At 60.3% G+C, this 14,062-nt stretch carries 11 protein-coding genes and 1 pseudogene; 7 read left to right on the forward strand and 5 right to left on the reverse strand.

The genetic code is table 11. The features are described 5' to 3' along the window. Positions 1–2 precede the first annotated feature (2 nt). The 5 genes and pseudogenes from H3028_RS01390 to H3028_RS01410 form a co-directional block, all read right to left on the reverse strand. Positions 3–1,352 carry a histidine kinase gene (locus tag H3028_RS01390; RefSeq protein ID WP_181295273.1) on the reverse strand — a complete coding sequence of 450 codons (1,350 nt, stop codon included), beginning with the start codon at positions 1,350–1,352 and terminating at the stop codon, positions 3–5. Then, positions 1,286–3,013, reverse strand: a complete 1,728-nt coding sequence (locus H3028_RS01395; protein ID WP_181295274.1) for a two-component regulator propeller domain-containing protein — start codon at positions 3,011–3,013, stop codon at positions 1,286–1,288. The genes H3028_RS01390 and H3028_RS01395 overlap by 67 nt, the downstream gene beginning before the upstream one ends. A 79-nt stretch (positions 3,014–3,092) precedes the next feature. Further along, a pseudogene (locus H3028_RS01400) lies at positions 3,093–3,589 on the reverse strand (acyloxyacyl hydrolase). Positions 3,590–3,801: 212 nt separating this feature from the next. Then, a complete protein-coding gene (locus H3028_RS01405) occupies positions 3,802–4,698 on the reverse strand; it encodes a pirin family protein (protein ID WP_181295275.1) in 897 nt (298 codons plus the stop codon). A gap of 92 nt (positions 4,699–4,790) precedes the next feature. Then, on the reverse strand, positions 4,791–5,435 hold the full coding sequence (locus tag H3028_RS01410; RefSeq protein ID WP_181295276.1) for a hydrolase: 645 nt from the start codon (positions 5,433–5,435) through the stop codon (positions 4,791–4,793). A 696-nt stretch (positions 5,436–6,131) separates the two neighbouring features. On the opposite strand from H3028_RS01410, the gene H3028_RS01415 reads away from it, so the two are divergent. From H3028_RS01415 to H3028_RS01445, 7 genes are all read left to right on the forward strand, one after another. Continuing rightward, positions 6,132–6,818 carry a hydrolase gene (locus tag H3028_RS01415; RefSeq protein WP_181295277.1) on the forward strand — a complete coding sequence of 229 codons (687 nt, stop codon included), beginning with the start codon at positions 6,132–6,134 and terminating at the stop codon, positions 6,816–6,818. 169 nt (positions 6,819–6,987) lie between these two features. After that, complete coding sequence (locus H3028_RS01420) at positions 6,988–7,572, forward strand: antibiotic biosynthesis monooxygenase (RefSeq protein ID WP_181295278.1); 585 nt, start codon at positions 6,988–6,990, stop codon at positions 7,570–7,572. A gap of 140 nt (positions 7,573–7,712) precedes the next feature. Then, positions 7,713–9,554, forward strand: a complete 1,842-nt coding sequence (locus tag H3028_RS01425) for an amidohydrolase (RefSeq protein ID WP_181295279.1) — start codon at positions 7,713–7,715, stop codon at positions 9,552–9,554. A 53-nt stretch (positions 9,555–9,607) separates the two neighbouring features. Then, entirely contained in the window at positions 9,608–10,825 is a 1,218-nt protein-coding gene (locus H3028_RS01430) for an OprD family porin (protein ID WP_181295949.1), read from the forward strand. Positions 10,826–10,827: 2 nt separating this feature from the next. After that, positions 10,828–12,426 carry an MFS transporter gene (locus H3028_RS01435; RefSeq protein WP_181295280.1) on the forward strand — a complete coding sequence of 533 codons (1,599 nt, stop codon included), beginning with the start codon at positions 10,828–10,830 and terminating at the stop codon, positions 12,424–12,426. Positions 12,427–12,442: 16 nt separating this feature from the next. Next, a complete protein-coding gene (locus H3028_RS01440) occupies positions 12,443–13,195 on the forward strand; it encodes an alpha/beta hydrolase (RefSeq protein WP_181295281.1) in 753 nt (250 codons plus the stop codon). A gap of 225 nt (positions 13,196–13,420) precedes the next feature. Then, positions 13,421–13,936: a RidA family protein gene (locus H3028_RS01445; protein ID WP_181295282.1), complete on the forward strand. Its 516-nt coding sequence runs from the start codon at positions 13,421–13,423 to the stop codon at positions 13,934–13,936. Positions 13,937–14,062: the final 126 nt, after the last annotated feature.

The following is a 14,062-nucleotide window of genomic DNA, read 5'->3' on the forward strand; positions in this document are numbered from 1 at the left end:
ATTTACCCTACCTTACGGAAACGGGTTTGCGTGCTGCCGATTGTAGGTTCATAGGCAACGGAGCCAGGTAGTGACAGGCTGATCCGCGTACCCTTTCCCGCATTGCTTATTATCGACAGAGTCGCGTCAATTCTTTCGGCACGTTCATACATTCCCCTCAGGCCGCCGTGCTCAGGTCGTCCACGCATTCGCTGATAAACCGGATCAATGCCGACTCCATCATCGGCAACAAGCATATCGAACCGATGCGGAGTGTACGTAAAGGTGACGGAAATCTGAGTAGCCTGGGCATGGCGAAGCGAATTGAAAACCGCTTCCCTTCCTACCTGATAGAACGCATCGCGAACGGTGCTCCTCAGCAGCGCTGGCTGACCTATATTGCTAACACGGTACGTAGCAGAACTTAACCCTGCCTCCAGCCGCAACGTTTGAAAAGCGGCGGCCAAGTCCTCCTCCGGGGCCATCTGGCCACGCAAGCCCGTGATCCGGTCGCGGCCCTCAGCAATCACCTGCTCGGCCCGGTCCAGCGCCCGCTCCATTGAATGGCGAGCACGAGAGTCGTTGGGCAAACTATCGGCGACTGCCTGAAAGCTGAGCATCATGCCCTGGACGCTTTGCAGTAAGGTGTCATGCAACTCGCGCGCGATGCGCTCGCGCTCCTGGAAGCGCGCTTCCAGACGCTTCCTGAGGGTTATCTTCTCGCGCCGCGTATAAAAGCGCGACAGCCAGAACGCCAACGCCAGCAACGTTCCTGTAAAGCTCAGCAGGAATCCCGGGCGCAGATAGAAAACCTGGGGAATGATGACAGTTAAAGTCGCGTCAGGAAGATTGAAACTTCTATTCTCGCCAAGCGCACGGACCTGAAATTCGTAATCACCCGGTGGCAGGCTTGGGAAAACAGCTTGCCTGGAGCGCTCAGCATCGACCCATTCAGAGTTGTGGCCATTAAGCCGGTATTGAAAGCGCATGGCGTCCGGTGCGGCAAGATTCAATCCAGAATAGGTAATAATCAGCTTTTCCGGCGCGTCTGATAACCGAACGGCTGCGCCGGAGAGATCAATATCGACTCCATCGGCTGCCAGCGACTTGATCGTGACGGCGGATGGTTGTGTCATACCCCTTGGTTGGTATGGGTCAACAGGAACGACCCCGTTTCCGGTGGCGAACCAGAGCAACCCTTCTTTCGTGAAGACTGCCGTGGGCACCGGCAATACCTTGTAGGGATCCATGGGAAGCCGCCCAATGTGATCATGCGAGCTGTACAAGAGCGTGTCACCACCGGCTATTACCCGCTCGATCTCTGCTGCGGGCAATTTGAAGATGCCGCCGCGGCTGTGCACCCAGATATCCATCCCGGACCACCTGCGTTCTTTTCAGCCGGTACGGCGACCAGCCCATAGATATTCTGAAAGGGTCCGGCAGCCGGCAGCTCCAGACGATGAAAGCGTCCATCCTTGAGATACGCCAAGCCGTGCTGGCCCCCTACCCATGTGCGCCCGGGCAAATGCAGCATTGCCGTAACGTGCCCAATGTTCAGGCCTTGCTCATCACTCCAGCGTGCAACCTTCTGCTCATCGACGGATATCAGAAGATTGTCGCGGTAGCCGAACCACAGCCGACCCGCCAGGTCTCGTGAAGCGGTGACTGGCATCACTTGTCGTTCGGCATCACTGACCGGCTCGATGCGTCGCCAGCGCTGATCAGCCCAGACGAAAAGCCCCGCCCGGTTGATCGAGACCCATATAGCGCCATACTTATCTACCGTCATTGCCCTTACGGCTGACTCGCGGGCGGATTCCACAGGCAGTGTCGCGATGCGCAGCGGCCCGTCATCTGAAAGCGAAAAGATGCCCCGGTGCCCGCCAATCAACAAGCCGTGCTCCTTGCTGTTCACCAACGTGGTGATCGGCATGTTCAATTCCGGGGTGGAGTGGATGTTGCCCCCGACGCTTATCAACTGACCGCTGCCAGTGCCGACCCATAATGAACCATCACCACTTACCGCCAATGCATGACTGCCCGCCTCGACGGGCAAAGCGAGGGGCGACGTTGTTCTGCGCGTGAGTCGATCCAGGCCCGCATCCGTGCCCACCCATAGAGTGCCATCGCGATCGATTAGTTGGGCCAACACCCTGTTGGAGCTAAGCCCGTTCCGAACAGTGAACGAGCTGATTGGACCCTGATCCTTCGCAAACCTAGGACGCTGCCCGACAGCCAGGTGATGCACGCCGGATCCTAGCGTGCCCAGCCAAGCGCCTCCCTGCTCGTCCAGAACCATACTGACCGAGCGTAATGCCGGTATCTCTTCAATTTCAGCGGTGGCATAGCCTGTTTTTTTCAGACGCAGCAGATGACCCCGGGCACGATCAGCTACCCATATGTCGCCTGCAGAGGAAGAGGTAATATTGCTGATCGATTGACTCTTGATAGCGACTGGTATGAACGCAGATGCCCCTGGAGGGAGCGTAAATAATTGCTCTTCGCTTGCTGCCCAGACATAACCATCTACGTCGACATGCACCGCTCGGGCATGGCCCTCTGTATAGCCCGCCTCCTTGCCAACCCGGCGCCAACCCGTACCGTCATGCCGGGCAAGCCCATCATCCGCCGCGACCCAAACCTGACCTTGCTGGTCCTCGACCATGCCGTAAATTACCCCACCGGGAAGACCTGGATCAGCCGGTTGCAGGGCGCCGTTTGCGCTGATCAGGCGGGCACCACCGGCTCGAAGCCCCACCCACAGGCCTTTGTTGGTGCTGAGAAGCGCCGAGACCACACCGAGCGGCTCACCGTCAGCAGGCACGAATTTCTCGAACTCAAAACCATCGAAGCGATACAAGGAATCATGAGTACCCAGCCAAAGGTACCCATCAGCGGTTTGCGCAAGCGCTCCCACAGCACTTGGGCCATGGTCGCTGGCAGTCCAGCGGCGATGGTCCAGGTCTTCAGAAATGCGCGCCGATACGCTCGTACACGCAATGCAGCCAAGCGCAAGGCTCAGCAGCAAAACCACGTAAGTTCGCACGATACTTCAACCCAGGCCTAAGCCTACCGAGGACTAATGGGACGGCTTCATTAGTCATGTTACCGAGTCAAAACAATGCGCGGTAATGAATTACGTAACTCTCAATCCCGTCGTTGGGCTTCTTGATGCCCGCGTTTGAATAAAGGATTGCGCGCAACCCTAGTTCATGGCCACCGACGAAACGAAGGCCAGCGCCTAATCGATCTTCAAACTGGAACGAGGACCCAAGGCCATTGTTTTCGATTTCTGTATCCTCAAATGCCGCGATACCGATGCCTGCCTCCAGATAGGGTTTCACTGCCCCACCACACGAATACCGGTGCAAGCGAGAGGCTCTGGTTACTAGCGGTCTTGTCTCCTTCCCAGTAGGTACCCCGCATCCCAGTAGCCCGTCAGCCTACCGATTCCTGTCTGGAACCAGCTGCGATTGAACTCCTTTTGCACACCCAGCCGATAAGTCGTCGTTGACTCGCCAGTGCGCCCAACCGCAGCGGTAAAGTCCAAAGCGTGGACAGCGGTCACCGAAGCAAGCGCAACTACCGCGAAAGAGATCAACCTTTTCATAACGTATTCCTTGTCAGATATCGGTATTTCATCGCACCTCCCGAGCGGCCAGGCCCTGGTGCATCGCGTCCACTCGACAGGTTCCGGTGCGGGTAGTGGCAAGCCCGCAACGAGGTAGTCGATAATGGGGCCTAAACGAAGCGCAAGAGATCGCTTGCAACGCCGGAAACGCCACAGGTTTGCGCATCAACCCGGCAATAGGGATATTTCCCTCAGCGGGCCGCTCGCGGTGTGGCCGGCGGTAGATCTTCCGGCAACGCAATGAACTCCGCATCGTCGGCATCCGGCAGCTTCATCCTTCCCGCCTTCCAGTCAGATGCTGCCTGGGCAAGCCTATCCTTAGAGGAGGACACGAAGTTCCAGTGAATGAACCGCTCTCCGACCGAGTCGCCGCCAAGGACCATCACTCTGGAATGTTCCAGGGCACGCACGCGTGAAGCGGCGGCGCCGAGCACCAGCATCCTGCCGCTCTCGTAGCGCGTTCCATCAAACTCCACGGCCCCGGTCGCGATGTAGAATGCACGCTCCTCATATCCGCCCGGAATCTCAGCAGTGGCGCCCGCGGACATGTCGAGATGCGCGTAGAACAGCGGTGAGTGCGTTTCGGCTCCGGCGGTCAAACCATAGGCACTGCCGGCGATGAGCTGTCCGACCACGCCTGCATGGTCCCACTGCGGTAGATCGAGCCCTGCATGGTGAGAAAAGGACGGAGCGATCTCCTCCTGCTCGGTTGGCAGCGCCACCCAAGCCTGGATACCGTGCAGATGATCGCCATGCACCCGGGCGTACTCGAACCGCTCGCTATGCGTGATTCCCCGTCCGGCGGTCATCCAGTTGACTTCCTGCGGTCTGATCGCCTGTTCGTAGCCAAGGCTGTCCCGATGCATCACATTTCCAGCAAACAGATAGGTCACCGTTGACAGGCCAATGTGCGGATGCGAGCGGATGTCGACACCCGCATCCATACCAGGCTGGAGATCAAGCGGCCCCATATGATCAAAAAAGATGAACGGGCCCACCATGCGCTGCTTCGCAAACGGCAGCACGCGGCCCACTTCCAGGCCGCCGCCGAGGCCGCGGCGCCGCTGCTCAATGAGCATTTTTATCATTTCGTCTCTCCTGATCGAACTTTGCCATCAAACGTCCTGGCCCGGACCAAGGGCGCTCCTTGGCCTCAAACCTCATCGGGGCCACTGACAGATCATCGTGTCTTGTCAGGCACCGGCGTATTAAGCAGCTGTGTCTCCCACAGGAAGGCGATGCCGCTACCGCCGCTATGCTGCCTCATAACGTCGACCATACCTTCGAGGTTGTCGGTTCGGGCCCAATCACGCTGCCACTCGGCCGCCACAGCCAACCAGGTCATCATGTTCACTCCGGCCCCGATCATGCGCTGAATGGCAACCTCGTGGGCCTCGACTGAGACAGCGCCAGACGCATCGGTTACCACCGCCACATCCCAACTTTCTCCAGCAGTCTGGATGGCTGGCATGGCGACGCAGATCTCGGTCCACAGCCCGGCGATGATCAACTGCTTTCGGCCTGTCGCCTTGACCACGTCCACCACCTTCGGGTCCTCCCAGGTATTGATGAGCGTCCGGTCGATCACCTCCTGGTCAGGGAACACGTCGGTGAAGATCACGCCGCCCTGAGCAGCAAGCACGCTCGTCAGAATGGTGGGTACGTTGAACGCCTTGGCTGCCTTCGCCAGGCCCGCCGAGTTGTTGATCACCATCAGTGGCTCGTGGCTGTTCAAGTTCGCCAGCTGGAACGGCTGGTGGTCGATAAGTACGAGTACCGAGTCTTCCGGACGAAGAAGCGAAGCAAGGCCGTTACGGAAAGCCATGGACCCATCCTCTATTGTCATTGTGGCTCATCTGGTTTCTTGACAGATGTGCCGCTAGTGGTTTCGTGAAACGCTCGCACACTGTCGCAAAGCACCCGCGCTTTTTATTGGATGACTGTCTGAGGTAGGGATGAGTGTGTGATCGGAACCAATCTGTGTCCGCATGCGAACCGCCAGGTTGGTTTTCAGCAGGACATCGTTGACCTGCGGTAGTAGGACCGGGATCGCTTACCTGCCCGGCTGGATCACCATGAACATGTGGCTAGCGGTACATTCGTGCCAATCATGACCCGGCATCCACCACCTCCTGCGGGCGTCTGCGTCATTCGACCAGGTCATTTGCCCAGCGCAGCCGAAAATCCGCCCCTCGCTTGCTTCTAGGCAATCGGATCTGAAATGGACCACGTCAGTTTAGGCGGCTGGGTAGATACCCACTCAAGCGGCACCTGAAGTGACGTCAATACGTGCCGTCCGGCGCGCACCGCTTTGAGCATGCGTTTACAGCATGGCCGTACCAGAACGGCACACCAGTTCAATCCACGTTAGCCGCACATTGCGATAGTGACAACGCGTCTCCAGCATCGCTCCAACCAGAGCATTGCTGGAGAGCGCGTGCGCTGCCGAATGCTCGCAAATAGCGAAGTCGAGCATCTCCATGGCCGAAAAAATCGCTAATGGCAACGAAAGGTGACCCAAGTGACCAACCCGAAACTCGAACTGCTGACCCCCAGCAACTGCCAGGTGATCTTCATTGATCAGCAACCGCAGATGGCCTTTGGTGTGCAAAGTATCGATCGCCAGACTCTCAAGAACAACGTTGTGGGTCTGGCCAAGGCCGCCCGCATATTCTCGATCCCGACCATCATCACCACTGTCGAAACCGAAAGCTTCTCCGGCCACACCTACCCAGAACTGCTGGACGTCTTCCCGGACGCACCGATTCTCGAACGTACCTCGATGAACTCCTGGGACGACCAAAAAGTGCGTGATGCCCTCAAGCGCAACGGCCGCAACAAGGTCGTGGTTTCAGGGCTATGGACCGAGGTGTGCAACAACACTTTCGCCCTGTCGGCCATGCAAGACGCCGGCTACGAAATCTACATGGTGGCCGATGCGTCCGGTGGCACCAGCCAGGCGGCGCACGACTACTCCATGCAGCGCATGATCCAGGCAGGTGTGGTTCCGATGACCTGGCAGCAGGTCCTGCTGGAATGGCAGCGTGATTGGAAAAACCGCGACACCTATGACGAGGTGATGGCCGTGGCCAAGGGGCATTCCGGCGCCTACGGCATGGGCATCGATTACGCCTACACCATGGTGCACAAAGCGCCAGAGCGTGTGCAGCACGGTCCGACCCTGGCGCCTGTGGTCGCGTCTATCTGACTGCTCGGTCCGGGGCGGCAAGTTGCTCGCCTCGGCCCGCTCGCCGGCCCATGAGGGCTCAAAAAGCCCAGAGCCGCAAGTCGATCCAGATTCCAGTCGACGTGGTCAGCCACAGGCGCGCCTCGTTTACAAACCCACTGCTCATCGGCAGTGGCCGGAGCAATAAAGCATGAACACTAGCGCAGCAGAAGCAGCCGAAACCGTCACCCTGGTCGTTCGTCACCGCGTTCGACGCGGCCAGGAACAGGCGTATGAAGCCTGGCTGAGACACATCGTCGCCGTTGCTAGCGAGAGCGCTGGGCACTTGGGCGTCGATGTGGTCCGCGGCATCAGTGGCGGCCTTCCGCTATTTACCTGCGTGCTTCGCTTCAGCTGCCCAGAACACCTGCGTAGCTGGCTTGATTCGGCACAGCGACGCCTGCTGATCGAGGAAGCGAAACCCTTGCTTGCCGATGGCGACCAGACCGAGGTCAGCACCCTCAATGATTTCTGGTTCGTGCCGGCTGATGAAGAAAGACAACCACCGCGCTGGAAACAGGCGTGCCTCACTTTCGTCGTGATTCTGCCGTTGAGCCTGCTGATGCCGCAGCTCTGGCGACCGCTGTTTGCCTGGGAACCTGCGCTGGGCGCCTACCTGCCGAGCAACACGCTGATCACCCTCAGCATCGTGCTGCTTGTTGTGTATCTGTTCATGCCGATGGCAACGCAGCTGTTTGCCAGTTGGCTGAACGGCACCGAGAAGAAACGGACATGAGCGCCGATAAGCCCACCAGCGAAAGCCGTCGTCAGTTCGTCACTACAAGCTCGGTACTAGGCGCCGCCGGAATGCTTTGGGCCGCCCTTCCCTTCGCGGGTCATGCCGGCCGATCTTTCGCCACTACTCGAGGAAGCAACATGAGCGCCGATACCATCCTGTTCAATGGTCACGTACATACCGTAGACCGTGAAAACCCACAAGCCAGTGCCGCGGCCATCAAGGATGGACGGTTCCTGGCAGTGGGCGACGACGCCACTGTGATGGCAACACGCGGCGACAAGACTCAGATCATCGACCTGCAACGCCGCTGCGTCATTCCTGGCCTCAACGACTCCCACCTGCACTTGATCCGAGGGGGACTGAACTACAACCTCGAGCTGCGCTGGGAAGGAGTGCCATCCCTGGCCGACGCCCTGCGCATGCTCAAGGAGCAGGCCGACCGTACGCCGACGCCGCAGTGGGTACGGGTGGTTGGCGGCTGGACCGAATTCCAGTTCGCAGAAAAGCGCCTGCCGACCCTAGACGAGCTGAACAGGGCCGCGCCAGATACCCCGGTATTCGTCCTGCACCTGTATGACCGCGCCCTGCTCAACCGCGCCGCACTGCGCGCCGTGGGCTACCACAAGAACACCCCCAATCCACCCGGCGGCGAAATCCAGCGTGATGCCAGCGGCGAGCCCACTGGCATGCTGATCGCCCGGCCCAACGCATTGATCCTCTATGCCACGCTGGCCAAGGGACCGGCGCTACCGCTGGAGTATCAGGTCAATTCCACACGCCAGTTCATGCGCGAACTCAATCGTCTGGGCATGACCAGCGCCATCGACGCAGGCGGCGGTTACCAGAACTATCCGGACGACTACAAGGTGATCCAGGAACTGGCCGACAACGATCAGCTGACCGTGCGAATCGCCTACAACCTGTTCACCCAGAAGCCGAAGGAAGAGCTGACCGACTTCAAGAACTGGACCGGCAGCGTCAAGCTGCACCAGGGCGACGACTTCCTGCGCCATAACGGCGCCGGCGAGATGCTTGTGTTCTCCGCCGCCGACTTCGAGGACTTCGTCCAGCCACGCCCGGATCTCGCACCGAGCATGGAGGAAGACCTGGAGCCGGTGGTACGCCATCTGGTCGAGCAGCGCTGGCCGTTCCGCCTGCACGCCACCTATGACGAGTCCATCTCGCGCATGCTCGACGTGTTCGAGAAGGTCGACCGCGACATACCCTTTAACGGCCTGCCTTGGCTGTTCGACCACGCCGAAACCATCAGTCCGCGCAACATTGAGCGCGTGCGTGCACTCGGAGGTGGCATCGCCATCCAGCACCGCATGGCGTTCCAGGGCGAGTACTTCATCGACCGGTACGGTGCCAAGGCAGCCGAGGCCACACCGCCGATCCAGCGCATGCTGGCCGAAGGTGTGCCCGTCGGCGGCGGCACCGATGCCACCCGCGTTGCCAGCTACAACCCCTGGACGGCACTGTACTGGCTGGTCAGCGGCAGAACCGTCGGCGGCACACAGCTGCACCCGCAGGGCCTGCCGCGCAACACCGCGCTGCAACTGTTCACCCATGGCAGCGCCTGGTTTTCCAGCGAACAGGGCAAGAAGGGCCAGATCAAGGTCGGTCAGCTCGGCGATCTGGTGGCGCTGACGGCGGATTTCTTCAGCGTCGAGGAAGAGCAGATCAAGTGGCTCGAGTCGGTGCTCACCATGGTCGGCGGCAAGGTGGTGCATGCCACCTCCGAGTTCGACAAGCTCGCTCCTCCGACCCTGCCGGTTGTGCCGGATTGGTCACCCGTAGCCAAGGTGCCGGGGCACTGGAAGCCTACGGTTGCCCCGCTGTCCGCCAGCATCCACCAGTGCATCGGTGCCTGCTCGGTGCATGCACACCAGCATGACCGCGCGCGCCGCAGCAGCATTCCGGTCAGTGACCATCAAGGCTTCTGGGGTGCGTTCGGGTGTTCGTGCTTCGCATTCTGAACCTTGCTATCCAGCAGCCGGCCTCCAAAGGCTGGCTGCTCGGCGTAGCCCTGATGGGTGCAGGTGGCCATGCCGTTGCCAACAACGCCGACGAGCGCGGCAGCTGGAACCTGCTGCTGCGCAACTATTTCCTGCGCGACCGCCCGGGGCCAAGCTACCAGCAGGAATGGGCGCAGGGCTTCATTGGCAACCTGCGTTCGGGTTTTACCGAAGGGACGCTCGGACTCGGCCTGGATGCCCATGCCTTTCTCGGCATCAAGCTCGACGGTGAGCGTGGCCATGCCGGCACCGGCCTGCTCCCGGTCGATGCCCAGGGGCGCGGCCAAGACTACGCCTCTGCCGGCGGCGCCCTCAAGCTGCGCATGGGCGACCATCTGCTGCGCTATGGCGAGATGACGATCGAGACGCCGGTGTTCGATACCGGCGACAAGCGCCTGCAACCGGAGTACGCCACCGGCGTGCTGCTGGAAAGCACGCTGTCGCCCGACCTGTTGTTCCAGGCAGGTCGTTTCACCCGGTTCAAGAACCAGGACGGCAGCTCGTCCCACGACGACTTCAGCGGCTATGGCGCCTCGACCCGGGGGGCGGCCATCTCCCTTGCCGGTGTTCGCCTGTTCAATAGCCGAGACCTCAGCGCTGCACTCTATGCCTCGCGCCTCGAAGACACCTGGAACCAGGGCTATCTCAACCTGAAGGCCCAGCGCGGCAGCTGGACCCTCGACGGCAATCTATACCGCACCCGCGATCAGGGCGCTGCCCGCGCAGGTGACATCGACACGCTGGCCTACAGCGTGTTGGCAAGCTACCGCCGCGATGCGCAGACCTTCACCCTGGCTTATCAGCGAATCGATGGCGACACTCCTTTCGACTTCGTCGGTGGTGACTCGGTTTACCTGGCGAACTCGGTCAAGTACGCCGACTTCAACGGCGCCCAGGAACGCTCCTGGCAGGCACGCTACGACCTGGATTTCTCCGCATTGGGTATTCCCGGCCTGAACCTGACGGCACGTTACGTCAGCGGTCATGGGATCGATGGCTCGCGTGCGCCGGCCGCAGGCGCCTACGCGCCACGGGATCCTCTTCGCACCACGTCTGGCGGCCGCCATTGGGAGCGGGACATCGACCTGCGTTACACGGTGCAGCAAGGCGCGGCGAAAGGCCTGCACCTGAGCCTGGCCCATGTCAGCCACCGCGGCAACGACGCCCAGGACAAGCGCGACATCGATCGGCTCTACATCATCCTTGAATACCCAATACAAGGCCTGTTCTGACCATGACCACTGCCAAGCAATCCCCCTGGAGTGCGCTCAACCACCGCACCTTCCGCTGGCTGTGGCTGGCCAGCATCGCCTCGAACATCGGTACCTGGATGCACGAAGTCGGTGCCGGTTGGCTGATGACCTCATTATCGGCCAGCCCGTTGAACGTGGCGCTGGTGCAAGTCGCCGGGTCTGCGCCGATGTTCTTCCTGGCGCTGCCAGCTGGCGCACTGGCCGATATCGTTGACAAGCGCCGCTATCTGCTCTGCGTGCAACTGTGGATGGCAACCGTGGCGATCATCCTCGCGGGGTTGACCTTGAGCGGGCTGATGACTGTGATGCTGCTGTTGCTGTTGACCGTCGGCATGGGCATAGGCACGGCGTTGATGATGCCCGCCTGGTCAGCCTTGACGCCGGAGCTGGTCGACAAACGCGATCTGCAGTCGGCGATTTCGTTATCCAGTCTGGGCATCAACGTGGCGCGCGCCCTGGGGCCGGCCATCGCCGGGGTGTTGGTCAGCCTGAGTGGTCCCTGGGCCACTTTTGGCTTGAACGCGCTGTCTTTTTTTGCCGTCATCACCGTACTGGCAACGTGGAAGCGTGAGCCGACCACGTCAGCTTTCCCTGCTGAGCGATTTTTCGGCGCGATGCGTATGGGTTGGCGCTACAGCCGCAGCTCAATGCCTTTGCAGGCCGTCCTGGTACGCGCGGCGGCCTTCTTCGTCGGCGCCAGCGCCGGGATGTCGCTGCTGCCGTTGATCGTACGTGGCGAGCTGCAAGGCAGCGCAGCTGATTTCGGCGTGCTGTTGGGGAGCGTTGGCATCGGTGCAGTGGTTGGCGCCATGTTGCTGCCCAGGGTGCGCGAGACGCTGAGTCCGGACGCCCTGGTCGCCGTCGCCAGTGTCATCTATGCCCTTGTGCTGTTTGCGCTCGCGTCGCTGCGCACGCTCTACGCGCTCATCCCGGTGATGCTCCTCAGCGGTGCCGCCTGGATCGCAGTCTTGTCCAGTCTGCAACTGGCCGCCCAGACATCGGTGCCGAGCTGGGTCCGTGCGCGAGCGTTGTCCGTATATATCCTGGTGTTTTTCGGCAGCATGGCTGCAGGCGGTGCGCTGTGGGGCCTGGTCGCCAGCCGCAGCTCGATCGGCACCGCCCTGCTTAGCGCCGGCGCCGTACTGCTGCTGGGTATTGTCCTGACCATGCGATTTCGCCTGCCGGTAACCGATGCGGATGATCTTGCGCCCTCGCTGCATTGGCCGACGCCGGTGCTGAGCGACGATCAGAACCTGGAACGCGGCCCGGTGAAGGTCATGATCGAATACGACATTGCGCCGGAACGGGAGGCCGCGTTTCGCCAGGCCATGCTACAGGTCCGCGGGATGCGACAGCGCAACGGTTCCTACTCCTGGGGACTGATGCAGGACAGCGAGAATCCACGGCTTTGGCAGGAATTCTTTTTTGACGAATCCTGGCTCGAACACCTGAGCCACCATCATCGAATCACCCGCGCAGAACAGCGTATCGAAGCCGCAGCCAGACGACATCAGACCGATGGCGTTGCGGTGCAGATCCAGCACCTGATCTCACCCGCCCTAGTTAAACGCGGCCTTTAGAAGTAGGACGCCCCCCTTGAGCAAACTGGTGGTCTTTATCCATGACGCCTGGCTGACGCCAGCCAGTTGGGATCATTTTCAAAGCCGCTTCACTGCCTGTGGCTATGTTTGCATCGCATTGCCATGGCCGCCCCTGAACGACTCACCAGCGAACTCGCTTGGCTTGGGTTTATCCGGGCTGGTTGAACATCACGCGGTCTTGATCGGTGCCATGCCGCAGCCGCCGCTGTTGGTTGGCCATGGCTTTGGCGGCTTGATCGTTCAGTTATTGATCGACCGAGGCTATGGCAGCGCTGGCATCGCAATCGCGCCGGTACCACCGCGCGGCATTCGTCCCGGAGTGCTGGCCTTCGATCTGCTGCCGGTACTGTTAAGCGCAGGCTGGAGTCCCCAGGTCGACTTGCGCTTCAAGCGATTCGCGACTGATATCGCACCGACCGTGCCCCACACCGAGCAGCTCATGCTGTTCAAGCGACACGTGGTGCCAGCGCCGACGCGAATTTTCTATGAGGCGGCACTGGGAATCGGCAGCCGGGTCAACTTCGCCAATGATCAACGTCCGCCCCTTTTGTTGCTGACTGGCGCGGACGACCGAAGCATCCGGGCAAGCCTCGTCGCGTCTAGCTACCGTCACTACCAACGTTCGGTCGCACCCACTGCGTATAAGTGTTTTACCACTCATAGCCACTGGTTGATCACCGAGGCGAATTGGGAAGAAGTGGCGGATTATGCGATCGAGTGGGAACAGGCTCAATCAGGGCGATTTTGACCAAGCGTAAGGTACCGACATGATTCGATCAATCGCTCATGCTCCCGCCCCTAAGCTTGGCGAATAACCGAACCCACGCGGTCGCCATAGGCATCTAGCGCGGCTTCGCCAACTTATAAGTAATCCCAGTACGTGCGTACCAAGAGCGCGCATCGATCCAAGCCGGGACTCGACGGATTCGGTCATCGTTACCACGACGATGGTTTCGCTTGGAGCGTAAGCTCGATGAATGCAGGTCCAATTAAGACACTGGGATATCTCGATCCCCTCTGGGATCCGATCTACGGCTACGCCCAGGTAGAAAAAATCGGTGACCGCCTGCGCATCATCGGCCAAATGAGTCACGACACAGATGGAAACTTAATCGGCGCCGCGCCGGTGGATGCCGAAGGTCTACCCACCGACTGCTCGAACATGGCACTGCAGTTGCGCATGGCCTACGCCAACGCTAGCAAGCTGCTGATGCTTTTCGGCGGCAGCTTGGACGATGTTATCGAGGAAACGCTCTACGTCGTAGATTTCGGAGCCGCGGTCCCGGTGATTGAGAACGTGCGGCAGCAGGCCTACGGCACTCGCTGGCCCCAATGTAAGAGCAGGCTGGCCAGGACGCCTCTGCTTCTATTCCCAGAACAACTTGTGGAGATCGCGCTGACTGCCAACATCTACAAATGCCATTCGCACCTGAACTCAGGGCAAACGGCATCCGCTTCGAGGAAGAACGAAATGACCGGTACCGATTAGATCCGCAAGTCATTCGTGCGCGGCCAGGCAGACCATGGCTGCCTATAAGCCAGTCACAGCGTCTCCTTCCAGCTGTCCCAGCGGCCCTCATTGATGCGAGCCGTGGGCGCCATGCCTGTCGTGTAC

The organism is Pseudomonas sp. Q2-TVG4-2 (assembly GCF_013620795.1).
Taxonomy (GTDB): domain Bacteria; phylum Pseudomonadota; class Gammaproteobacteria; order Pseudomonadales; family Pseudomonadaceae; genus Stutzerimonas.